Source organism: Variovorax brevis, assembly GCF_030317105.1.
GTDB classification, from domain to species: Bacteria; Pseudomonadota; Gammaproteobacteria; order Burkholderiales; family Burkholderiaceae_C; genus Variovorax; species Variovorax brevis.
This window is the reverse complement of the sequence record NZ_JASZYG010000002.1, coordinates 590,533-613,214: the sequence shown is the minus strand read 5'-3', so window position 1 is coordinate 613,214 and position 22,682 is coordinate 590,533. Positions and strand designations below refer to the sequence as shown.

17 protein-coding genes are annotated in these 22,682 nt (G+C 65.2%); 5 read left to right on the top strand and 12 right to left on the bottom strand.

The genetic code is table 11. The annotated features are described in order from the left end of the window. Window positions 1–3: 3 nt before the first annotated feature. The 11 genes from QTI66_RS07535 to QTI66_RS07485 all read right to left on the bottom strand — a co-directional run bounded on the left by QTI66_RS07535 (window position 4) and on the right by QTI66_RS07485 (window position 14,757). Window positions 4–927, bottom strand: coding sequence for a poly(R)-hydroxyalkanoic acid synthase subunit PhaE (locus QTI66_RS07535; RefSeq protein ID WP_286558585.1), 924 nt, complete (start codon window positions 925–927; stop codon window positions 4–6). Continuing rightward, window positions 924–2,054: a zinc-dependent alcohol dehydrogenase family protein gene (locus QTI66_RS07530; RefSeq protein ID WP_286558583.1), complete on the bottom strand. Its 1,131-nt coding sequence runs from the start codon at window positions 2,052–2,054 to the stop codon at window positions 924–926. The genes QTI66_RS07535 and QTI66_RS07530 overlap by 4 nt, the downstream gene beginning before the upstream one ends. Window positions 2,055–2,072: 18 nt before the next feature. After that, window positions 2,073–3,704 (bottom strand): acetolactate synthase large subunit, encoded by a 1,632-nt coding sequence (locus QTI66_RS07525; RefSeq protein WP_286558582.1) that lies wholly within the window; start codon window positions 3,702–3,704, stop codon window positions 2,073–2,075. 404 nt (window positions 3,705–4,108) lie between these two features. Beyond that, window positions 4,109–5,101: a Bug family tripartite tricarboxylate transporter substrate binding protein gene (locus QTI66_RS07520; protein ID WP_286558581.1), complete on the bottom strand. Its 993-nt coding sequence runs from the start codon at window positions 5,099–5,101 to the stop codon at window positions 4,109–4,111. Window positions 5,102–5,122: 21 nt separating this feature from the next. Continuing rightward, window positions 5,123–6,490: an MFS transporter gene (locus QTI66_RS07515; protein WP_286558579.1), complete on the bottom strand. Its 1,368-nt coding sequence runs from the start codon at window positions 6,488–6,490 to the stop codon at window positions 5,123–5,125. Between the two features lie 27 nt (window positions 6,491–6,517). Continuing rightward, window positions 6,518–9,229, bottom strand: a complete 2,712-nt coding sequence (locus QTI66_RS07510; protein ID WP_286558578.1) for a CoA-binding protein — start codon at window positions 9,227–9,229, stop codon at window positions 6,518–6,520. Window positions 9,230–9,247: 18 nt separating this feature from the next. Continuing rightward, window positions 9,248–10,534, bottom strand: coding sequence for an ATP citrate lyase citrate-binding domain-containing protein (locus QTI66_RS07505; protein WP_286558577.1), 1,287 nt, complete (start codon window positions 10,532–10,534; stop codon window positions 9,248–9,250). Window positions 10,535–10,636: 102 nt separating this feature from the next. Beyond that, window positions 10,637–11,626 (bottom strand): Bug family tripartite tricarboxylate transporter substrate binding protein, encoded by a 990-nt coding sequence (locus QTI66_RS07500; protein ID WP_286558575.1) that lies wholly within the window; start codon window positions 11,624–11,626, stop codon window positions 10,637–10,639. Window positions 11,627–11,720: 94 nt separating this feature from the next. Then, on the bottom strand, window positions 11,721–13,121 hold the full coding sequence (locus QTI66_RS07495) for a sensor histidine kinase (RefSeq protein WP_286558574.1): 1,401 nt from the start codon (window positions 13,119–13,121) through the stop codon (window positions 11,721–11,723). After that, entirely contained in the window at window positions 13,118–13,786 is a 669-nt protein-coding gene (locus tag QTI66_RS07490; protein ID WP_286558573.1) for a response regulator, read from the bottom strand. Before QTI66_RS07490 ends, QTI66_RS07495 begins: the two co-directional genes overlap by 4 nt. 86 nt (window positions 13,787–13,872) lie before the next feature. After that, window positions 13,873–14,757 (bottom strand): LysR substrate-binding domain-containing protein, encoded by an 885-nt coding sequence (locus tag QTI66_RS07485; RefSeq protein WP_286558572.1) that lies wholly within the window; start codon window positions 14,755–14,757, stop codon window positions 13,873–13,875. Window positions 14,758–14,943: 186 nt separating this feature from the next. Here QTI66_RS07485 and QTI66_RS07480 point away from each other — a divergent pair, with 186 nt between their 5' ends. From QTI66_RS07480 to QTI66_RS07460, 5 genes are all read left to right on the top strand, one after another. Next, a complete protein-coding gene (locus tag QTI66_RS07480) occupies window positions 14,944–15,693 on the top strand; it encodes an SDR family NAD(P)-dependent oxidoreductase (RefSeq protein ID WP_286558571.1) in 750 nt (249 codons plus the stop codon). Window positions 15,694–15,736: 43 nt separating this feature from the next. Next, a complete protein-coding gene (locus QTI66_RS07475) occupies window positions 15,737–16,768 on the top strand; it encodes a TRAP transporter substrate-binding protein (RefSeq protein ID WP_286558569.1) in 1,032 nt (343 codons plus the stop codon). A gap of 121 nt (window positions 16,769–16,889) precedes the next feature. After that, a complete protein-coding gene (locus QTI66_RS07470; RefSeq protein WP_286558568.1) occupies window positions 16,890–18,770 on the top strand; it encodes a TRAP transporter large permease in 1,881 nt (626 codons plus the stop codon). A 39-nt stretch (window positions 18,771–18,809) separates the two neighbouring features. Then, window positions 18,810–19,649, top strand: coding sequence for a transketolase (locus QTI66_RS07465; protein WP_286558566.1), 840 nt, complete (start codon window positions 18,810–18,812; stop codon window positions 19,647–19,649). After that, a complete protein-coding gene (locus QTI66_RS07460; protein ID WP_286558565.1) occupies window positions 19,649–20,647 on the top strand; it encodes a transketolase family protein in 999 nt (332 codons plus the stop codon). Before QTI66_RS07465 ends, QTI66_RS07460 begins: the two co-directional genes overlap by 1 nt. Before the next feature lie 50 nt (window positions 20,648–20,697). On the opposite strand, the gene QTI66_RS07455 is transcribed toward QTI66_RS07460, so the two are convergent. Beyond that, on the bottom strand, window positions 20,698–22,680 hold the full coding sequence (locus tag QTI66_RS07455; RefSeq protein ID WP_286558563.1) for a hybrid sensor histidine kinase/response regulator: 1,983 nt from the start codon (window positions 22,678–22,680) through the stop codon (window positions 20,698–20,700). Between the last annotated feature and the right edge of the window lie 2 nt (window positions 22,681–22,682).

The window sequence follows — 22,682 nt, the reverse complement described above, 5'->3', positions numbered from 1 at the left end:
CCTTCAGGCTTTGGCTGTGCGGCGCGTCTTCTTGACGGCGGCAGTGCGGCGTTTCGGCGCAGGTTTGCCCACGGTGCGCGGTGTCGGAGACTTCGCGGCAAGCGTTGGCGCCTTCGCAGAAAGCGTTGCGCGCTTCGTGGCGGGCGCTTGAGGCTTCGCTGCGAGCGTCGACGTCGCCGAAGCGGCCAACTGGCGTCGTTGCAGTCGCTGCTCGCGTCGAAGCTGGGTGACCACGCGCTGCATCTCATCCATTTCGGTGCGCGTCGGGATGTGGCTCGCAGCGCACCAGGCTTCGGCGAGGTGACGCTCCTGCAGGCGGTAGTCCGACGCAGCGCGCAGCATGCGGCTCTGCGCTTGCACGAACTCGTCCGAGCGGTGCGCTTCGATCAGCGTTTCGTTGGCGATGGCCAGCCAACGATCGGTCAGGCCGCGCCAGGTTGACGGGACCTCACCCTTCCCCGCGAAAGATGCGGTGAATCGCTCGAATGCCTTGTTCCACGCCTTCTGCACGATGGCCTGGTAGACCCGCACCTGCTTGTCGCGCTCGGTCGCGCGCTGCTGTAGTTGCAGCAGTTCCCGGTCCATGTTCCACAAGGTGGCGTACTTCGGCCCTTCCAGCACGTCGCGCAGGCCGGAATCGAAGGCGTCCGAGCCGGGGCCGCTCCAGCGCGCCGGCGAAAAGAGCGAAAGCAAGGCTTCGGGCGTCAAGGCATCGGGGCGCGTGCCCTCCTTGGCCAGCGCGGCCCATTTCTGGATGGATTCCTTCCACGTGGCATGCAGCGCCGCGAACTGTTCCTCGACGGGCGACTTTCCGTCCTCGTTTGAGAGCGCATCCTGCGTCGCAGGAAACATCGCCTTCATGAAGGGCGGCACGCTGGCCGCCCAGGGGTTCATCCACGACGTCGTGGCATCGGTCGGCTCGCTCATTGGAACTCCACCACTTGCCGGATCGCCTTACCCTCGTGCAGCAGGTCGAAGCCGTGGTTGATGTCGTCGAGCTTCAGGCGCCCTGTGAGCAGCTTGTCTACCGGCAGGCGGCCCTGCTGGTAGAGCGAGATGTAGCGCGGAATGTCGCGCGACGGCACGCAGGTCCCGATGTAGCTGCCCTTGAGGGTGCGCTCCTCGGCTACCAGGTTCACTGCAGGCAAGGGGAACAGCGCGGCGGCCGGTGGAAGGCCCGCCGTCACGGTCATGCCGCCACGACGCGTGATCTTGTAGGCCAGTTCCAGTGCGCGCACCGAACCGGCGAACTCGAAGGCGAACTCGACGCCACCTGAACTCAGCGCGCGGATCTGCTCCAGCGCATCGCTTTGCCCGGCGTTGACGGTGTGCGTCGCACCGAGCATGCGCGCCTGCTCCAGCTTGTCGTCCGCCAGGTCGATGGCGATGATCTGCCGCGCACCGGCCGCATGCGCGCCAATGAGTGCGGCCAGGCCCACGCCTCCCAGACCAATGACCGCCACCGAAGCACCGACCTGCACCTTGGCCGTGTTGACCACTGCGCCCACGCCGGTGAGCACCGCGCAGCCGAACAACGCCGCTTCATGAAGAGGCACGCTGGGATCGATCTTGACAAGCGAGTGCCGCGACACCGTGGCGTACTCCGCGAACACCGAGCAGCCGAGTTGATGGTTCAGCGGCTCGTTGCCACGGCTCAGTCGCCGCGCCCCTGACAGCAAAGTGCCCGCGCCGTTGGCCGCTGCCCCCGGTTCGCACAACGCAGGCCGCCCTTCCGCGCAAGGCGCGCAGTGGCCGCAACTTGGCACGAACACGACGACGACGTGGTCGCCGACGGAAAGGTCCGTCACGCCCTCGCCCACTTCCTCGACGATGCCGGCGGCTTCATGCCCCAGCGCCATCGGCATCGGACGCGGACGGTCGCCATTGATCACCGACAGGTCGGAGTGGCACAGCCCGGCAGCCACGACCTTGATCATCACTTCACCGGGGCCCGGCGACGCCAGGTCCACGGTCATGATCGTGAGCGGCTTCGAATCGGCATAGGGGGGCGCCACGCCCATCTTTTCAAGTACGGCGGCTCTGATTTTCTTCATGTGAACGCACTCCGGTGATCAAAGGGGAGACTTCATTTCCTTGAGCTTGGCGGTGAGCTTCATGTTCTCCGCATAGTCCACAGGACAATCGATGATCACGACGGTGTCGTCCGCAATCGCCTGCTTCAGCGTCGGCACCAGGTCTTCCGCGCGTTCGACACGGTAGCCCTTGGCGCCAAAGCTCTCGGCGTACTTCACGAAGTCGGGGTTCTTGAACGCGATGTGGCTGGGCCGGCCGAAGTGGCGCAACTGATGCCAGGTGATGAGCCCGTATTCCGAGTCGTTCCAGATCAGGATGACGAAGGGCGTCTTCATGCGCAGCGCCGTTTCGATTTCCTGCGAATTCATCATGAAGCCGGCGTCGCCCGTCACCGCGACGACCTTGCGCTCCGGGTAGGCAAGCTTGGCGGCAATGGCGCCGGGCACCGCAATGCCCATGGCTGCAAAGCCGTTGGAGATGATGCAGGTGTTGGGACGCTCGGCCCGGTACATGCGGGACATCCACATCTTGTGCGCGCCCACGTCGGAGATGGCGATGTCGTCCGGGCCCAGCACCTCGCGCAGGTCCCACACGATCTTTTGCGGCTTGATCGGAAAGGCAGTGTCTTCCGAATATTCGGCGCGGTCGGCCACCACGGCCTTGCGGATCGCCTTGAACGGCGAGGCGGTCTGCGGCTTGGCCTTTGACGCAAGCGCGCCCAATGAATTCGTCAGGTCGCCGAGCACGCCCACGGAAACGATGTAGTGCTCGTCCACTTCCGCCGGCAAGGCATCGATGTGGATGATGATCTTGTCGCCGTTCGGATTCCACATGTCGGGGTGGTACTCGACCATGTCGTAGCCCACGCAGATGATGACGTCTGCATTCTCGAAGGCGAACCATTGCAGGTCGCGCGCCTTCATGCCGATGGTGCCGAGCGAGAGTTCGTTGGTGAAGGGCACGACGCCCTTTGCCATGAAGGTGTTGGCCACGGGAATGCGCAGCACTTCGGCGAAAGTCGTCAGCGCATCGGCCGCACCTTGGCGTATCACGCCATTGCCGGCCAGGATCACCGGTGCCTTGGCGGCGTTGATGAGCTTGGCGGCTTCCTCGATCTTGTGCGCGGGCGCTTCTGAGGTGTAGGCCGTCTGCACCTTGATCGGCTGCTTGTCGACCTTCATCTCGGCGACGTTTTCGGGAAAGTCGATGAAGGTCGCGCCGGGCTTTTCGGTCTGCGCCACCTTGAACGCCTTGCGCACGATCTCCGGCACGATGCCCGGCTCCAGGATCTGCGTCGAATACTTGGTGATGGGCTGGAACATGCTCACCAAGTCAAGAATCTGGTGGCTTTCCTTGTGCAGCCGCGTCGTCGCGCCCTGCCCTGCAATGGCCACGATGGGCGCGCGGTCCATGTTGGCATCCGCCACCCCGGTGATGAGGTTGGTGGCGCCGGGGCCGAGGGTGGACATGCAAACGCCGGCGCGCCCGGTGAGGCGTCCGTACACATCGGCCATGAAGGCGGCGCCTTGCTCATGGTGAGTGGTCACGAATTGGATGGGGCTGTCCAGCAGCGCGTCCATCACATCGATGTTCTCTTCGCCTGGTATGCCGAAGATGTATTCGACGTTCTCGTTCTCCAGGCATTTGACAAACAACTCGGCAGCTTTCATGGTACGTCCTTGGTTCGGTCTCGAAATGGGGGTGCTTCACCAGGCTGCCGGAGACGGGGACAGTCTCGCAATTGGCGCAGTATGGGTGAGAATGTTCTGGTCGGACCAGATGCTCCCGCATGGCTGCATGGAAGAATCAATGGCGACAGTTGGGAGATTCGGCATTTGTCTCTTGGGGTGCTCGAGCACGTTGACTCATCGAGCTCACGGGCCCGCTGGAGTCAATGCTAGGGACGCAGCGCCTCCTTGAAAATTGAAGGATTGCCAAACCAGCGTTCTTGAAGCGAGAACGCTGGCCCGCCAGTTTGTGGCACCAAGCCGCGTCCCGGCGTAAGACGTCAGCGCTTTTGGTTGAGCGCCGACTTCGGAAGTTGCACTTCCGAAAGGGACCCCAGCATCCCCTCTCAGTCAGGCTTGATCTTCGCCCGCGCAATCACCGGCTTCCAGCGCTGCTTTTCAGCGTCGATGAACTTCTGGAACTCGGCCGCCGTGCTGCCCACCGGAATCGCCGCCTCGGACTCGAAGAGCGCCAGCGCCGCCGGCTCCTTGACGGCACGCGCCGCGGCCGCCGAGAGCTTGTCGGCATGCGCCTGCGGCAGCGAAGCCGGCGCCAGCAGCCCATACCACTGCGTCATCTCGAAGCCGGGGTAGCCCTGCTCGGCCACGGTCGGCACGTCAGGCAGTTGCGCGAGCCGCTGGCTCGTGCCAGTGGCAATGCAACGCAGCTTGCCGGCCTTGATGAACGCCATCACCGCCGGTGCGCCGACTGCGGCCGCATCCACGCGACCGCCCATCAGGTCGGTGAGTTGCGGTCCGGTGCCGCGGTAGGCCACGTGAAGGATGTCGGTGTCGCTCACCATCTTGAGGTATTCAAATGCGAGGTGTCCTGCGCTGCCGTTGCCCGCGGAGCCGTAGTTCATCGCGCCCGGCTTGGACTTGGCCAGTGCAATGAACTCCTTGAGGTTTTTGGCCGGCAGGTCCGGGCGCACAACGTACAGGCTCGGCACCTTCGAAAGCAGCGAGATCGGCCTGAACGCCTTGTCCGGGTCATAAGGCAGCTTGGCAAAGATGAAGGGGTTGACCGCAATCGTGCCGATGTGCCCGAGCACGAGCGTGTGCTGGTCTTCGGCGCGAGACACTTCGACCATCGCCACGTTGCCTGCACCACCTGGCTTGTTGTCGACGTAGACGCTCTGGCCGAGCAGCTTGGTCAGCTCGGCTGCCGTGGCACGCGCCACGATCTCGGAGCTGCCGCCCGGTGCAAAAGGCACGACGAGGCGGACGGATCGGCTCGGCCAGGTGCCCTGGGCCCTTGCGATGAGCGGCAGCATGGATGCGGCAGGGAGTGCGGCGCCCAGGCACAGGGCGCTGCGGCGGGTCAGGCGAAAAGTGTTCATTGTGTTTCTCCTTGGTTGATCTCAGGCAATACGGGTCGGCACAACGACGGACGGCAGTGCAATGGCCAAGGCCGCTGCATCACGCGCCTGGCTGCGCCCCATCCAGACGACGATCACCGCGCCCATGGCTGTCAGCACGGCCAGCGGCAACAGTGCCAATGGGTAGCTTCCGGTCGCGTCCTTGATGGCCCCGAGCATCCATGTTGCGCCCGAAGTGCCGATGTGCGCCAGCGTGTTGATGGCCGCGATACCCGCTGCTGCTGAACTGGCCGAGAGCCACTCGGTCGACAGCGCCCAGAACGGCCCCTTGATCGAATACGTGCCGACGAGGATGAAGGTCAGCAGCAGCATCGTGGCGGCGAGCGATCCTGCGGTGAGCTGGGTCGCAAGAAGGCAGGTGGAGGTCAGCGCCAGCGGCAAGGCCGTGCTCCAGATGCGCTCGCCCGACTTGTCGGCGCGTCGGCCCCAAAGCACCATGACGACGGATGCGACGGCAAAGGGAATCCCGTTCATGAGGCCTGTCTCCATCGTGGTGAGGCCAAGCGACTTCAGGATCTGCGGCTGCCACAGCGAGAGCGCATTGCTCGTGGCCGAGCTGCCGGCATAGACGATGGCCAGCGCCAGCACATACTTGTTCTTCAGGATCTGCATGACCGACATGTGCGCGACCGGCTTGGCCTGTTGCGCTTCGGACGCCAGTCTTTCGTTGAGCCAGTCGCGTTGCTCGGGCTTGAGCCACTTCGCGTTGTCCGGGCGATTGGGCAGGATAAAGAACACCATCACGCCGAGCACCACCGCGGGAATCGCTTCGAGGATGAACAACCATTGCCAGCCGCGCAGGCCGAGCCAGCCATCGGTCCCCAGCAGCGCGGCCGAGATCGGCGAGCCCAGCAGGCTGGAGATGGGGATCGCCACCATGAAGGTCGCGACGATGCGGCCGCGGTATTCCCTGGGAAACCAGTAGGTCAGGTACAGGATGACGCCGGGGAAGAAGCCCGCCTCGGCCGCGCCAAGCAGGAAGCGCCCGAGGTAGTAGCTGTAGGGCCCGACGGCAAACGCCGCCAGCGCACCGACCACGCCCCACGTCACCATGATCCGCGCGATCCACAGGCGCGCACCGAGCTTTTGCAGCGCGAGGTTGCTGGGGATCTCGAAGAGGATGTACGCGATGAAGAAGAGGCTTCCGCCCAGCCCGAACATGGCTTGCGACAGGCCCAGGTCATGGTTCATCTGCAAGGCGGCGAAGCCGGCGTTCACGCGGTCCACGTAGGCGATGAAGTAGCACAGCATCAGGAAGGGCAAGGTGCGCCAGGCGACCTGCTTCATGGTGGCTTTTTCGAGCGCCGACTTTTCGGCCGGCTGCGGCGAGGTGATGGAAGGGGTGTTCATCGAGGTCTCCAGAAAATCAGGAATCGGTCACATCACGAAGGAACACGACGCCTCGGGCGTGCGCGTGTCCATGTTCCGGCCACGGTTCAGGTGGTCGTCGATCTCGGCGGCGGCGCCGATCATTCGGCCGTACAGGAAGACGGTGAAGGCCGCGGTTTCCAGGTCGCGCTCGGTCAGCGCGCCGGACTGGTAGTCTTTCCACAGCAGCGACAGCAAGAGCGCCGCGATGACCGCATCCACGTTCACGCAAAAGACATAGGGCGTGGCACCGCTGGCATAGAGCGCCTGCACCAGTTCGACGTAGTACGCGTGGAAGATGTTGTAGTCGCCGCGCTGTGCCATGTAGTTCGCGATGAAGCGCTCGCGCGGATCGTGGTTGACCGGCTTGCCCTTGAACACCGGGTGGTGCACGCCCGGCAAGGCGCGCATCTCGTTGCCCAGTTCCTTCGCGGAGCGCTTGTCGGCCTTGTAGGCCTTGGCAAATGCAGCCGCCATCGCCTTCAGGTCGATGCCGTGCGAGGCGTCGGTCGGATCGACCAGACCGCTCGACTTGAACTGCTCGAGCAGGAAGGCCATGCCTTCGAAGCCGTTGCCGCCATGGCTGTAGCCCGTGTGCGTGAGGAAGCCGGCCATCGCCTTGTTGATCTGAACGCGGCCCGGCGTCTGCGGGCCATCGGCCGCCACGGCTCCCTTGGCGCCTTGCGCTGAAATGGAACCCGGGCCGTTGGAGATCAGCAGGCCGATCAACATCTGCAGTGGCCGCGATTCGTCTTCGGTGGGCTTCTTGCCGGTGATGGCGAGGTAGCACAAGTCGGCCATGGTCCAGTGGCCGAAGCGCTCTTCGCGGGAGATGCCGCACAGCGACCCTGACTGGTGCTTCGCGCCCGGAATCGATGCGCCGACCATCACGCCGTACAGGCGCAAGTACCACGGCAGGCTTTCGGCCGTGAGGCGACTGATGCGCTTGCGCACCAAGGGGCCCCAGGCGATGGTCGTGGCGATGGCAGCCAGCAGGGCATCGCGCGAGGGCCGTCCGTCCAGCGCCTCCACGAAGCGCAGGAAGACGGACTTCGCACCCCGCCGGCGTACGGCTTGCAGCATCGCATCAGGACGCGGGTCGTCCATCTCTTCGGCCGTGGCCAGGAAGAGTTCGCGCACTGAAGGCTCGACCTTCAGGCGCCGGAAGTCAAAGCCTTCGTCTTGCGCGTCCTTCAGGCCCGAGCCTGCGAAGAGGTCGATCAGCGCGCGGCTGCATGCGAGTGCGCGTTCCACGCGCCGTGGCCCGACGATGGCCACCGCCGCGGCCATCACGGTGTTGGGCGAGTTGCCGGCATCGCGCGCCGCGTCGGCTGCCACCAGGATCGGATCGCCCACCAGATTGACTTCGGCGGCAACAGCGATGTCGAGCAGCGCCCGATCGTTCGGACCCGCAACCTCGTGCACCAGCGGCAACGCAAAGTTGGCCTGCAGCGGTTCCAGTGCGAGCTCCAGCACCGACTTGCCATGCACCGAGGTCACTTGCGTTTTCGCATCCATCACCGACGCGCCCGAGCGGTCCTTCATGTTCTGGCGCGCGATCACCGCGCCCACTTGCGCGCCCAGTTCGGCAATCTGCACGGCGTAGGGTTCAGGCGCCGCGACGGGCGCCAGCGCCAGCGATGCCGGCAGGTCGAGCCCTTGGTCGTTGGCCATCCACGGCTTGAGCACCAGGCTGCCGCGCGGCGCGAAGTCGGGCTGTGCGCCGTTGAGCTTCATCACGGCGGTCAGCGCGGCGGGGATGTGCGCGATGTTGGTCACCACCGCGCCCTTGCGCGAGACGATCGGGTTGTCCGGCGTGTAGAGGCCATCGACGCCGAAGGCATCCATGAACCAGCGTTCCTTGTCTTCCGCGCGGTCGCCCGATCCGGCCATGGCACCGGCGTGGCCCACGGCACGGCTGAGCTTGGACTTCCAGCGCCCGACCACACACGCAACCACCGGCTTGCCGAAATCGAGCTCGTGCTCGTAGTAGCCACCCGGCTCCGCATAGAGCACCGCGGCACGCGAGCGTCCGTCATTGCGAAAGCCCTGCGCGAAATCGCGTGCGGCGTAGTGGATGTAGACATCCTTGCCCGAGGAGACCAGCGTGGTCGTGCCCCAGCCTTCGGTGGAGAGGTATTGCGCGATCGTGCTGGTAAAGCCGCCTGAGTTCGAGAAGATGGCCACGGTGCCTTGCAGCAAGGTTTCGTCCGGATGATCGCCGCCGAGCGCACCGCCGATGCGCGTGCGGCTCCACGAGTCGGCCACGCCAAGGCAATTGCCGCCGATGATGTCCACGCCGCGCTGCTGCGCCATGGCGCGGATCTCGCGCGCATCGTGCACGGAAATCTTCTCGGTGATGATGACGATCTTCTTCAGCTCCGGGTTCACGCGGATGAGTTCGGCCACGCCGTCGCGCACGCCCGAAGGCGGCAGGTAGACCACGCCGGTGTTGAAGTTGTGGCCTGCGTCCAGCCCTTCGCGTACGTTGTTGAACACGGGGATGTCGCCGATGGCCGTCTTCAACGACTGGCCGCTGCGCCCCGGCGAGGTGCCGAAGACGACGTTGCCGCCCGAGAACGCATGGCTGGTGGGCGTCACCTGTCGCGACTCGCCGCCAAGGATGTTGAGCACGCAGACACGGTCGCCGCGCGTGGCGAGGTCGGCGAGCGACTGGACGCCGAGGTAGTACGGCGATGCGGTGCTGGTTTGGGTTTGCATGGTGTCCGTTCCCCTGGCTCAGTGGGTGGTGGCGTTGGCGACGCCGAGGTGTTTGGCGATCTGCGCGCGCCCGCCGGCGCGCATCCATTCGTCGACCTTCTTCGCGTAGTTCACGACCTCGGAGATCGCGCTGTCGAAGCCGAAGAAGCGGTAAGGCAAGCCCAGCGCATCGCAGGTCTCGGCCAATGCCCCGAAGCCACGCACCAGGTTGGGCCCGCCGCGTCCGACCACGACGTACAGCGGTGTCGCGCCGTGCTGCGAGAAGTGCTCGCGCAACGCGTCGCCCATGGCGCGCAGCGTCTCGTGGATGTCGGTGTTGTTCGACTTGCCGCCGATGATGAACAGCACGTTCGACTGCTTGAGGAAGTGGCGATAGCAGATGCGCGCCACCTCCTTCATCTTTTCGTAGGGCGGATTGCCACCGAAGTCCGAGGAGATGCTGGCCGCTTCGCCGAGCACTTCGGTCACCAGGCTGTTGGCACCGCCGCCGAAGGTGGGCGCGAGGATGGTGCCCTTCTCGTTGATGACGAACACATCCGACTGGCCCTGGTGCGTGCGCAGCTCGTTCACTTCCTGCTCGAAGGCGGAGACGTCGGCTGCGAAGAGATGGTCGGGCAGGTTCAGGCGTGCCACGCGCGGGTCGTCGCGGTCGAAGCCGCACTTGAAGTCGCAGGCCACCGGCGTGAGGCGGCCGTTCTTGTCGGCACGCATGCGAATCGGGTTGAGCTCCAGCGTGGTCATGCCGTAGTGGTGCATCAGCTCCCACAGCTTGGGCAGGTGCTGCACCAGCGGCGAGATGACTTCGCGCGGCGCGCCGATGTCTGTCAACGCGTTGGCGATGACAAAGGCCTTCAGACCCGTGAGCGCATCGAATGGCACGGTGCGGATCTCGTCCTTGCCGAGTTCCTCGATGTCGACGCCGCCCTTGTGCGTGATCGTGATCGTCGGTGCGCGAAAGCGCGTGTCGTCGGTGATGGAGAAATAGATCTCGTGCTCGGCCGGCACGCCGCCTTCGAAGGTCACGCCGTTGGCCTTGGCCACCGCGTTGCCGTGCTTGTGTTCCGCGAAGTACAGGCGCTCCTTCTCGGCCAGCGCCGTCTTCAGGTCGCCGGCCTTGCCGATCAGGCCCGACTTGCCCTTCTTGCCCACACCACCGCGAAACAGCGGCTTGATGAAGACCTGTCCGTGGCGCTTGATGAGGTCCTTGATCTCCCCTTCGGACGCATCGGGGCCGAGCACTTCGGAGGTGGGGAACTCCACGTGTTCGAGCAGTTTGGCGCCGTGCAGCATGCCGGTGAGTTGCATTGAAAAGCTCCTTTGAAGTTGAAAAAGACAAGGCTCCGCCCGGGCAGGTGCATCGCTGCACCTGCCAGTGGCAATCAGGGGTGGTGTGGGTGGGGGCCGCCCTTATCGGGGGGCGACCTTGAGGCCGAATTCCTCGGCCACCTTGCGGTAGCCGCTGACGCTGCGCTTCACGTAGGCATCGAGTTCGGCGCCGGTCATCGCGAAGGCGTACAGGCCGCGTTCGTTGCGCAATCGCTCGTAGTCCTTGCTGGCCAGCATGCGGGCGAACAGGTCGGACCACGCCTTGTAGTCCGCATCGCTCACCTTGGGCCCGACGTAGAAGCCGCGCACGATCGGCCACACGAGGTCGAAGCCCGCTTCGCGCGCCGTCGGCACTTGCGAGAGCCGGCCCGGCAGGCGCTGCTCCGACATCACGGCCAGCATGCGCAGCGGTGCCCCGGCAGCGATGCGCGCCGCCGTTTCGGAGGCATCGCCCGTGTAGACCTGCACATGACTGCCCTGCAAGGCGGTGAGCGCCTCGCCACCGCCTTCGAAGGCGACCAGCCGCATGTTGCGGTGATGCACGCCGGCCGCGCGTGCCGTCATCGCCGCCTTGATCCAGTCCTGACTGCCCACGGTGCCGCCGGCGCCGAACACGATCTTCGACGGGTCGGCCTTGATGGCGGCCATCAGGTCCTGCATCGACTTGAAGGGCGAAGCGGCGGGCACGACCACCACGCCGTAGTCGGCCGCGACGCCCGCGACCCAGCGCACGTCGGCTTCGTCGTGCGGGCCGAACTTGCCTTGCGCGATGTTCAGCAGCGAGCCGCTGGAGAAGGCCACCACCGTGCCCGCTTCGTCGGGCCGCTGCGTCGCGAAGGCGTTGTAGGCCAGCGCACCGATGCCGCCTGGCATGTAGGTGATGCGCATCGGCGCGGGAATGTACTTGCCTTCCAGCAAGCCTTCCTGCGCCAGCTTGCAGGTCAGGTCGAAGCCGCCGCCGGGCTTCGCACCGGCCACGCATTGGGTCTTGTCGAGTTCGAGTGCGTGGCCCGTCAGGTGGACGGCGCACAGCGCGAACAGCAGCGGCAGGTGTTGAAGGGCGTATCGCATCTTGGCGTTGTCTCTTGGTGTGGGCTCACTGTATCGAGACGTGGCTGTCAGGCCGCTTTCAGGAAAAGCGCCAAATTCTCAGGGAAAACCCGAATCAACCTGCCATGGGCAGTTGGATGGAAACGACCAGGCCGCGACCGCCCTTCCCTGCTGCGAGTTCCAGCCTTCCCCCGTGCCGCTGCGCAATCGAGCGAACGATTGCCAGCCCGAGGCCGGAGCCTGGCAGCGTCATGTTGCTGGCCCGGAAGAAGCGCTCGCCGGCGCGCGGCAGTTCATCGGCCGGGATGCCGGGGCCGGAGTCGATGACATCGACGATGGCGAGTGCTTCGCCGCGACGTACGCAAACGGTGACCTCCCCACCCCTCGGTGTGTAACGGATCGCGTTGTGCAAGAGGTTCGACAGCGCCTCGCGCAGCAGCGCTGCATGCGCCGGCAAGCCGAGTTGATCGCAGTCGGTGTCCATGCCGAGGTCGATGCCGGCCTCGCGGGCAGCGGGCCACCACTCGCGCGTGACCTGCCGCGCCAACGCCACCAGGTCGACCGGCTCCAGCGCCAGATCGACGGCATCCGTGCGCGCCAGCGACAGCATCTGGTTGGTCTGCCGCACGGCTTCGTCCAGCTGCGCCTTGACGGCTGACAGGGCGTCGCGCGTGCGCTGTGGATCGGGCTCGCGCAGCGCGTAGCCGACTTGCGTGGCCAGCGTGGCCAGCGGAGTGCGCAACTGATGCGAGGCATCGTCGATGAATCGGCGGCGTGCCTCGGTGAGCGCGCGGTTGCGCACGACGTGATGGTTGATCGCATCGACCAGCGGCCGCACGTCCGCCGGAATGCGCTCCGTGTCCAGCGGCGCGAGGTCTTGCGGGGCGCGCGACCGGACTTCGTCGTGCAGCCGCCGCAGCGGCTTCAAGGCCCAGCCGATGGCGGCCGCCAGCAGCACGCTGGCCAGGAGGATCAGCAACAGGTCGCGCTGCACCGATTGCCACACCAGGCTGCGCGTGAAAGTCTTGCGCGAGCCCAGCGTCTCGGCCACCTGGATGACCACGCGCTGCGCCTCCTTTTTGCCACCGATGGGGTCGTTGAGCATGCGCGCATAGGTGCCCACGCGCACTGGTTCGCCGAAGTAGCTCGCATCCGCGAACTGGGGCTGGCCCGTCAGCACGGGGCCCGTGGGCGCAGGCAGGTCCGCATTGCCGATCTCGACCAGCGCGTCGTCGGTGGCAACGCGGTAGTAAACCTGCCCGCTCGCCGTGAGCTCGAAGAACTCGAGCATCCGGTAAGGCAACTCGACCGACAGTCCGCCGCTTTCGGTGGAGATGTTGGCGTCGATGGCCTTGATGGCGCCGAGCAGCGAGCGGTCGTAGGCCGCATTGGCCGCATCGAGCGAGGTGCGCCACGTGAGCCAGAGTTCGGCCACCACCAGCAGCAGCATGCCGGGCAACAGCACCAGCAGCAGCGTGCGCCGCAGGCTGGCCCGGTGCAGGGCATCGAGCATCATGTGCCGGACTCGAGCACATAGCCCAGCCCACGTAGTGTGGTGATGCGCACAGTGCTTGCTTCCAGGCGCTTGCGCAGGCGGTACACCAGCACCTCGATGGCCTCGGGGCTCACGTCCTGCTCGTCGGAGAACACGCGCTCCAGGATCTCCTGCTTGGACATCGGCTGGCCGCTGTGCTGGATGAGCGTGCGCAGCACGGCATGCTCGCGCGGCGTCAACACCAGCGCTTCATGCCCCAGCACGAACTGCTTGGCGCCCGCGTCGTAGCTCAGGGGGCCGCAGGCGAAGCGTGGATGCTCGCTGCCGCGCGAGCGCCGGATCAGCGCGATGAGCCGGGCTTCCAGCTCTGCCAGTTCGAATGGCTTGGCCAGGAAGTCGTCGGCCCCTTCGGTCAGGCTGCTCACGCGTTCCATCAACGAATCGCGTGCGGTGAGGATCAGGATGGGCATGCGCTGGTCGGCGGCGCGAAGGTCCGCGAGCACCTCGTGTCCGCCCAGCCCCGGCAAGCCCAAGTCGAGGATCAAGGCGTCGTAGCGCGTTTCCTTGACCGCGCGGCGCACCATGCGGCCATCGGCGACCCAGTCGACGCGGAAGTCGCTTTGTTCCAGCGCGCGGGTCAGCCAGGTGGCGAGCCCGGTTTCGTCTTCGGCCAAGAGGATTCGCATGGCAATGCATCAGGATCGGAACGAGCGAGCATTGTGCAATGCGGTTCTGGAGCGCGTCTGCCCGAAGGTCCACGCAGTGAGCGCGCTCAAGTCCTTGCGGCTTCGCCGTGGATCCATTCCAGAAAAGCCTCGACGGAGGGCCGTTTGGCGTGCCGGGGTGGATACACGGCGAAGTGCGCCTTGATCCTGACGGCCTGATCGAGGCCGAACACCGGCTTGAGCTTGCGTTCGGCAATGTGCCTTGCCGCAATCGTCGTGCTTTCCAGCGCAACGCCGAGTCCCTGCGTGGCGGCATCGAGCGACATCTGGGCCCGATCGAAGCGCACGGCGAACCAGTCCGGCGCCCGCTTGTCGCTGAATTGCGAGAACCAGTCCGACCACTGCACGACGCTGACGTTGCTCTGGATCAACTTGACGTCGGAAAGCTGCTCGACGCGCTTCAAGCCATGCTGCCGGATGAACGCGGGACTGGCGAGCGGCACGATGCGTTCCTCGAACAGCGGCTCCACCACCAGGTCGGGCCAGTTCGGTATGCCGTAGCGGATGTCGACGTCGGACTGGCCGAGTGCGAAATCGCTGGGGGTGTGCGCCGCCGACAGGTTGAGCGAGATGTCCGGATAAGCCTGGGCGAAACCGCGCAGCCGCGACATCAACCAGAGGCTGGCAATGCTGGGCGCGGAGTGCACGTACAGGCTGTTGCTCACGCCCTGGCGCAAGTCCTCTGTCGCCGACGCAATGGCCAGCAGCGCACCGCCCACTTTCGACAGGTACATGTCGCCTGCTGCGCTGAGCCGCACGCCGTGCGCGCTGCGCTCGAACAGCCTCACGCCCAGATGCGATTCCAGCCGCGACACCTGATGGCTGATTGCCGAGGCGGTGAGGTGGAGCTCGGACGCCGCAAGCGCAAAGCTTCGTCGGCGCGCGACGGCTTCGAAGGCTTGCAGGTTGGTGACGGCGGGCAAAGCGGACATAGGGTCAACCCGGTCGTTGGATGATGAAACGTCATCTTAGGCTGAAAACACATCGCTTGTCGTCATGCACGCATGTCGCGACCATTCACTCCATGCAGCCAAACCTCTTCGTGCTGCAGCGGTCACTGGCAACAGTTGCATGTCGGGGCCGCACTCGGAAACCACCCACTCACTGGAGACAAAGCGATGCTTCTCAAGGACAAAATTGTCGTCATCACCGGCGGCGCCGGCCTCAACGGTCTCGGGTTCGCCACGGCGCGCCTGATGGCCTCTTACGGCGCCCGCGTCGCCGTGCTCGACCTGGAGCGCGCCGAGCCTGCCGCGGCGGCCGCGGAACTCGGGCCTGACCACCTCGGCATCGTTGCCGACGTGACCGACAAGGCCTCGTGCGACGCAGCGGCCGCGGCCGTGCTGAAAGCCTTCGGCCGCATCGATGCGCTGGTGAACAACGCGGGCATCACGCAGCCGGTCAAGACCCTGGCGATCAGCGGCGCGGACTACGACCGCGTGCTCGACGTCAGCCTGCGCGGCACCCTGTACATGTCGCAGGCGGTTCTGCCCGCCATGCAGGAGCAAGGCAGCGGATCGATCGTGTGCATCTCGTCGGTTTCGGCGCAGCGCGGCGGCGGCATTCTCGGCGGTCCGCACTACTCGGCGGCAAAGGCCGGCGTGCTGGGTCTTGCGCGTGCCATGGCGCGGGAGTTCGGGCCCGAGGGCATCCGCATCAACAGCATCACGCCGGGCCTGATCGGCACCGACATCATCAAAGGCAAGCTCACCGAAGAAAAGAAGGCCGAGATCGCCGAGACCATTCCGCTCGCCCGCCTGGGCCGCGCCGAAGACATCGCCGGCGCGTGCGTGTTTCTTGCCAGCGACCTCTCGCTGTATTGCACCGGCATCACGCTCGACGTGAACGGCGGCATGTTGATCCATTGAGTCATTCGCGTGCTTGCTTTCATTCCACGAACAGGAGACAGACATGACCGGGCCCAAGCTCACCCCCACCAAGTTCAATCGCCGCCAGTTGCTGGCCGCCAGTGCGGCACTGCCGCTGTTTTCGATCATTTCGCATCGCGCAGACGCTGCAGAATTCGAACTCAAGTACGCCACTGGACAAGACCCGACGCACCCCGTCAACGTGCGTGCCAAGGAAGCGCTGGACCGCATCCGCGAGGCCACGTCGGGACGGGTCAACATCAAGCTGTTCCCGGCCAATCAGCTGGGCAGCGACACCGACCTGCTGGCGCAGGTTCGCAACGGATCGGTGGAGTTCTTCAACCTCTCGTCGCTGATCCTGTCGACCTTCGTGCCTGTGTCGGGCATCACCAGCGTTGGCTTCGCTTTCAGGAACTACGACGACGTGTGGAAGGCCATGGACGGCGACCTGGGCAACCACATCCGCGCCGAGATCGCGAAGACGCCGATCTTCACCGTCTCGAAGATCTGGGACAACGGCTTCCGCCACGTGACCTCTTCCGGAAAAGAGATCAAGACCGCGGCCGACCTGAAGGGCTTCAAGGTGCGCGTGCCTGCCGCGCCGCCGCTGACCTCGCTGTTCAAGGCACTGGATGCGGCGCCCTCGCCCATCAACTTCAACGAGGTCTACACCGCCTTGCAGACGAAGGTGGTGGAAGGCCAGGAGAACCCGCTCGCCATCATCGCGACCGCGCGGCTCTATGAAGTGCAGAAGAGTTGCAGCCTGACCGGCCACGTGTGGGACGGCTACTGGGTGCTGGGCAACAAGCGCGCATTCGACAAGCTGCCGGCAGACGTCCAGCAGGTCATCAAGCGCGAGATCGACAAGTCCGCCACCGACCAGCGCGCGGATGTGGCCAAGCTCAACACCAGCCTGCAGACAGACCTGAAGGCCAAGGGCATCAACTTCGTCGATGTGCAGCAGGACGACTTCCGCAAGAAGCTGGCAAGCACGGGCTTCTATGGCGAGTGGAAGTCGAAGTACGGCGCAGCGCCCTGGGAACTGCTGGAAAAGGTCTCCGGCAAGCTTGGTTGACTGCCCGCCACCTCGCCGCGCGCTTGCGCGAGTCGTGGTGGCTCATTCCCTCTCCATATTTGATCGGCAAGCCGCGCGTCGCCGCGCAGGCCGGCGGCCGCCGTTCGCACGAAAGAAAGCTATGAACATTCCTCATGATGATCCCGGGCTTGTGCAGGACACAGGCCGCCGTGAGCCGATTGCCTGGCTCGAGACCGTGAACAAGGCGTTGGCCACGCTGGTTGAAATTCCGGCCGCGCTGCTGGTGCTGGCGGAAGTGGCCGTGCTTCTCGCGGGCGTGACAAGTCGCTACCTTTTTCATGAACCGCTCGTGTGGTCCGACGAACTGGCATCGATCCTGTTTCTCTGGCTGGCGATGCTGGGCTCGATCGTTGCGCTCCAGCGTGGCGAGCACATGCGCATGACCGCGATCGTCGGCAAGCTCGATCCGCGAAAACGCGCCTTCCTGGACCTGATCGCGATGGCTTCGGCCATTGCCTTCCTCTCGCTCGTCGTTCACCCGGCCTATGAATTTGCAGCAGACGAAGCGTTCGTCACCACGCCGGCGATGGGCATTCCGAACTCCTGGCGAGCCGCGGCGCTGCCGATCGGCATGGGGCTGATGTTGATCGTCGGCATCGTCCAGGTCTTCCGCGTTGCCCGACTCAAGGACGCGTTGCTGGCGCTGGGCGCCGTTGCCCTGGTCATTGGCGCCATGGCGCTGCTGGGGCCGCTGCTGAAGGGGCTCGGCAACTGGAATCTCCTGCTGTTCTTCGTGTTCGGCGTGGGCGCCATGGTGCTGCTCGGCTTGCCCATCGCATTCGCGTTCGGACTGGCGACCTTTGGCTACATCGCGCTGACGACCACCACGCCGACGGTCGTCGTCGTGGGCCGCATGGACGAAGGCATGAGCCATCTCATCCTGCTGGCCGTGCCGCTCTTCGTGCTGCTGGGCCTGCTCATCGAGATGACCGGCATTGCACGCGCCATGGTCAATTTCCTGGCGAACCTGCTGGGGCATGTGCGCGGTGGGCTGTCGTATGTGCTGATCGGTGCGATGTACCTGGTCTCGGGCATCTCGGGTTCCAAGGCGGCCGACATGGCAGCCGTGGCACCTGCGCTGTTTCCGGAGATGCGCAAGCGCGGTGCGAAGCCTGGTGATCTGGTGGCCCTGCTTTCCGCAACGGGTGCGCAGACTGAGACGATCCCGCCTTCGCTGGTGCTGATCACCATCGGCTCCGCGACGGGTGTCTCCATTGCGGCCCTGTTCACCGGCGGCTTGTTGCCCGGTGTGGTGGTGGGTGCGACGTTGGCCGCGCTCGTGTGGTGGCGCTATCGGGGCGAGAAGCTCGACGGCGTGCGCAAGGCGACCGGGCGCGAGATCGGCAAGTCGCTGCTGGTTGCGGTCCCCGCGCTTGCGCTGCCTGTTGTGATTCGCGCTGCGGTGGTCGAAGGCATTGCCACGGCCACCGAGGTGTCCACCATCGGCATCGTCTACGCCGTGCTCACCGGGCTGCTGGTGTACCGCCAGTTCGACTGGAAGCGGGTGTATCCGATGCTGGTCAGCACGGCATCGCTTTCGGGCTCGATCCTGTTCATCATCGGCGCCGCCACGGGCATGGCCTGGGCGTTGACCCAGTCTGGTTTCTCGACCGCACTGGCCGACGCGATGAAAGCGTTGCCGGGCGGTGCGATCACCTTCATGGCGGTCTCGGTGCTGGCTTTCATCATCCTCGGCTCGGTGCTTGAAGGCATCCCGGCAATCGTGCTGCTCGGCCCCCTGCTCTTTCCCATTGCACGCCAGGTCGGCATCCATGAAGTGCACTACGCGATGGTCGTGACGCTCGCCATGGGCATCGGCCTTTTCGCGCCGCCCTTCGGCGTCGGGTACTACGCGGCGTGCGCCATCAGCCGCATCCATCCGAACGAGGGCATGAAGCCGATCGTGGGCTACATGGTTGCCTTGTTCCTCGGAACGGTTCTGGTGGCTGCGATCCCGTGGATCTCCACTGGTTTCCTTTGACCCTTCACCTCCCATTTCCACTCAAGCAAGGAGATTTCAATGACTGACTTGTCGACACTTCAACAAAGCGCCTACCGCATTCGCCGCTACGCACTGCAGATGGGCGAAGTCCAGGGCCAGGGCTACATCGGCCAGGCGCTGGGCTGGGCCGATGTGCTCGCCGTGGCCTACAAGCACGCCATGACCTACCGGCCCGAGGATCCCGAATGGGAAGGCCGCGACCGCTTCCTGCTGTCCCACGGCCATTACGCGATCGCCGCGTACGCAGCGCTGATCGAGGCCGGGATCATTTCCGAAGAGGAACTCGAAACCTATGGCAGCGACGACAGCCGCTTGCCGATGTCGGGAATGGTCACCTATACGCCCGGCATGGAAATGTCCGGTGGCTCACTCGGCCAAGGGCTTCCCATTGCCGTCGGCATGGCCCTCGGACTGCGTTTGAAGAACAACCCCGCCTTCGTCTACAACTCGATGTCCGACGGCGAACTGGACGAAGGATCGACCTGGGAGGCCGCGATGGGCGCCGCCCACCACCGGCTGACGAACCTGATCTGCCTGATCGACATCAACAACCAGCAGGCAGACGGCCCGTCCGGAAAGATCATGGGCTTCGAGCCGCTGGCCGACAAATGGACGGCCTTCGGCTGGCACGTGCAGCGCGTCAATGGCAACGACATGCCGGCCGTCATCGCCGCCTTCGATGCGGCCCGCGCGCTCAAGGAAGAAAAGCCGCGCGTCATCCTGTTCGACACCTTGATGGGCAAGGGAGTCCCCTTCCTCGAGAGCCGCGACAAGAACCATTTCATCCGCGTGGATCCGCCCGAATGGCAACAGGCCATCGCCCACACCGACAGCACGCAAACCGAAGGAGCCAAATAATGAATGCCGTTACCGAAAAGAAGCCGCGTCTCAAGACCTCGGCCATGATTGCCTCCATCGCCGGCGAGGGCCAGCGCGTCAAGGCGGCGCCCTTCGGCAAGGCCCTGGTCGAGCTGGGACGCAATCGCCCGGAGATCGTCGGCATGACGGCCGACCTGGCCAAGTACACCGACCTGCACCTGTTCGCCAACGAGTACCCGGAGCGCTTCTTCCAGATGGGCATGGCCGAGCAATTGTTGATGGCCGCCGCGGGCGGCATGGCCAAGGAAGGCTTCATTCCTTTTGCGACGACGTACGCGGTCTTCGGCACCCGTCGGGCCTTCGACTTCGTGCACCAGGTCATTGCCGAAGAGAACCTCAACGTGAAGATGTGCTGCGCGCTGCCAGGCCTGACCACCGGCTATGGGCCGAGCCATCAGGCGACTGAAGACCTGGCGCTGATGCGCGGCATTCCGGGCCTGACGATCATCGATCCTTGCGATGCGCTGGACATCGAGCAGGCGGTTCCGCAGATGGCGGACCACCAAGGCCCGGTCTACATGCGCCTGCCGCGCGGCAACGTGCCGCTGGTGCTGGACGAGTACGACTACAAGTTCGAGCTCGGCAAGGCCAAGCTCATTCGTGACGGCAAGAGCGTGCTGGTGATTTCGAGCGGCTTCATGACGATGCGTTCGCTGGAAGTCGCGCAACAGTTGCAAGCCGATGGCATCGACGTCGCGGTGCTGCACGTGCCGACGATCAAGCCACTCGACGAGGCGACGATCCTCGCCGAGGTCCGGCGACTGGGCAGGCTCGTCGTGGTGGCGGAGAACCATTCGGTGATCGGCGGCTTGGGCGAAGCGGTCGCGTGTCTCCTGATGCGCTCGGGCGTGACGACGGCGTTTCGCCAGATCGCCTTGCCGGACGCCTTCCTCGACGCCGGGGCATTGCCGACGCTGCACGACCGCTACGGCATCTCGACGCTGGCGATGAGCCAGCAGATCAAGGGCTGGGTATAGGCCGCTGACGGGCGGCGGCGCCACTTCGATGGGAGCGCCGCCGTCGCCGTTCAAGCCGCCGAAGCATGCACCCCGCGATCCGCAATCAAGGCGATCAGTGCATGCGGCTGCAACGGCTTCGTGAGGTGTGCATCAAAGCCGGCTTCGAATGCCTTGCCCTGGTCTTGCGGACGCGAGAAAGCCGTCAGCGCAATCGCGAAGAACCTGTCGTAGCCGTTCGACTGCCCCAGGTGCCGCAGTTGGCGAATCAGGTCATAGCCGTCGCGCCCGGGCAGGCCAATGTCGCTCACCAGGATCCGGGGCCAGGCCTGCTCGGCCATCTGCAAGGCCGTCACGTAGTCAGCGGCGACGCGCACGGCGGCGCCTGCGTCGGAGAGCACCACGCGCAGGATCTCGCTGGCATCGACGTTGTCCTCGACGACCAGGATGTCCAGCCCCTGCAGGTGGCGGTCGCCGGGGTTCACGACGACCGCGCCTTCGCCCGCCGGGTTGAATTCCTCGTCGCCGGGGGGCGTCACCAACAGGAATACCTCGAAGGTGGCGCCCTGCCCTTCGCCCGCGCTGTAGGCAGTCGCCTGGCCTCCATGAAGTTCAGCGAGGTTGCGCACGATCGAAAGTCCCAGGCCAAGGCCGCCATGATGGCGGTTGTCCGGTGCATCACTCTGGGCAAAGCGGTCGAACAGATGATCCTGGAACTCCCGTGAGAAGCCGCGACCCTCGTCCCGGATGGACAGGTGCAACCGGTCCGCCTGGCGCCGCAGCTTGATCTGGATCACGCCCGCCTCGCCCGAAAACTTGATCGCGTTCGACAGCAAGTTCCACACGATCTGCTGGAAGCGCGTCGGGTCCAGCCAGGCTGGCTCCTGAATGCCTTCGTGCACGAACTGCACCTGCAGTTGCCGTGCAGCCGCGGAGCTGGAAAGCGCATCGATCGAAGCCGACACCAGGCCGCCCGGCTCGATCCACTCGCGATGCAGGCGCAACTTGCCCGAGCTGATGCGCGAGACGTCCAGGATGTCGGAGATGAGCAGGGCTTGCGCCTTGACGCTGCGGTCGATCGACACCAGTCCCTTTTCCAGCAACTCGGGCGTTCGCGGCCGCGTGTTGAGCAGGTGCACCCAGCCCGCGATGGCGTTGAGCGGGTTTCGCAACTCGTGCGACAGCACGGCCACGAAGTCGTCCTTGGTGCGGCTGTGCCGTTCCGCTGCCAGCCGGGCCGCCGTCTCGCGCTCGAGCACGTCGAGGCGGCGCTGTTCCAGCTCGAAGCGCTCCGACACGTCCAGTGCGATGCCGATGCGCAGCCCCGGCTCGATGGCGCTGGACATCGTCCACTCCAGGCGCACCTCGCCGCCGTCGGGACGCAGCAACGGAAACTCGCCATGCCACACGCTTTCATCCGTCAGCGAATGGGCCGTCTTGCCTTGCACGAAAGTCACCCAGTCGTCCGGCGCGAAAGAAGCCACGGGCTGGCCCATCAGGTCGGACTGCGTGCGGTCCAGCATCCGCATGAGCGCGGGATTGACGTCTGCAAAGCGCCCTTCGCCGTCGATCAAGGCCATGCCCGTCGGCGCCTGGTTGTAGATCGCCCGAAAGCGCGCCTCGCTGTCGCGCAGCCGGTCTTCCGCCATGCGCGCGCGAATAAGCGCCTGCAAGGTCGCGATCAGCACCGGCGGCTCGACGGGGTGGATCAGGTATGCATCCGCCCCGGCATCCAGACCCGCCACCTTGTCCTCGTTGCGGATGAAGGTGGCCGACAGATGGATGACCGGCAGCGTCGCGGTGGAATGCACCGAACGAATGGAGCGGCACACGTCGAAGCCGTTGATGTCGGGCAGGTGCACATCCAGCACCACCGCAGAGATGCGCTCGGCCGAGAGATCGATGGCCTCGCGTCCCGTGCTGGCCTCGGCGGTCTGGAAGCCGGCCGCGCGGATGACGCGCTCCGTGGCATATCGCGTGGTGGGGTTGTCGTCCACCACCAGCACGCGATGCCGTGCGCGGTCGATGGTGCTGTTGATGACGGCCGTGACCATCG

Bases quoted from the DNA above. Each gene is read 5' to 3' on its own strand.
- QTI66_RS07535 (WP_286558585.1), bottom strand. From the start codon at position 927: ATGAGCGAGCCGACCGATGCCACGACGTCGTGGATGAACCCCTGGGCG.
- QTI66_RS07530 (WP_286558583.1), bottom strand. From the start codon at position 2,054: ATGAAGAAAATCAGAGCCGCCGTACTTGAAAAGATGGGCGTGGCGCCC.
- QTI66_RS07525 (WP_286558582.1), bottom strand. From the start codon at position 3,704: ATGAAAGCTGCCGAGTTGTTTGTCAAATGCCTGGAGAACGAGAACGTC.
- QTI66_RS07520 (WP_286558581.1), bottom strand. From the start codon at position 5,101: ATGAACACTTTTCGCCTGACCCGCCGCAGCGCCCTGTGCCTGGGCGCC.
- QTI66_RS07515 (WP_286558579.1), bottom strand. From the start codon at position 6,490: ATGAACACCCCTTCCATCACCTCGCCGCAGCCGGCCGAAAAGTCGGCG.
- QTI66_RS07510 (WP_286558578.1), bottom strand. From the start codon at position 9,229: ATGCAAACCCAAACCAGCACCGCATCGCCGTACTACCTCGGCGTCCAG.
- QTI66_RS07505 (WP_286558577.1), bottom strand. From the start codon at position 10,534: ATGCAACTCACCGGCATGCTGCACGGCGCCAAACTGCTCGAACACGTG.
- QTI66_RS07500 (WP_286558575.1), bottom strand. From the start codon at position 11,626: ATGCGATACGCCCTTCAACACCTGCCGCTGCTGTTCGCGCTGTGCGCC.
- QTI66_RS07495 (WP_286558574.1), bottom strand. From the start codon at position 13,121: ATGATGCTCGATGCCCTGCACCGGGCCAGCCTGCGGCGCACGCTGCTG.
- QTI66_RS07490 (WP_286558573.1), bottom strand. From the start codon at position 13,786: ATGCGAATCCTCTTGGCCGAAGACGAAACCGGGCTCGCCACCTGGCTG.
- QTI66_RS07485 (WP_286558572.1), bottom strand. From the start codon at position 14,757: ATGTCCGCTTTGCCCGCCGTCACCAACCTGCAAGCCTTCGAAGCCGTC.
- QTI66_RS07480 (WP_286558571.1), top strand. From the start codon at position 14,944: ATGCTTCTCAAGGACAAAATTGTCGTCATCACCGGCGGCGCCGGCCTC.
- QTI66_RS07475 (WP_286558569.1), top strand. From the start codon at position 15,737: ATGACCGGGCCCAAGCTCACCCCCACCAAGTTCAATCGCCGCCAGTTG.
- QTI66_RS07470 (WP_286558568.1), top strand. From the start codon at position 16,890: ATGAACATTCCTCATGATGATCCCGGGCTTGTGCAGGACACAGGCCGC.
- QTI66_RS07465 (WP_286558566.1), top strand. From the start codon at position 18,810: ATGACTGACTTGTCGACACTTCAACAAAGCGCCTACCGCATTCGCCGC.
- QTI66_RS07460 (WP_286558565.1), top strand. From the start codon at position 19,649: ATGAATGCCGTTACCGAAAAGAAGCCGCGTCTCAAGACCTCGGCCATG.
- QTI66_RS07455 (WP_286558563.1), bottom strand. From the start codon at position 22,680: ATGGTCACGGCCGTCATCAACAGCACCATCGACCGCGCACGGCATCGC.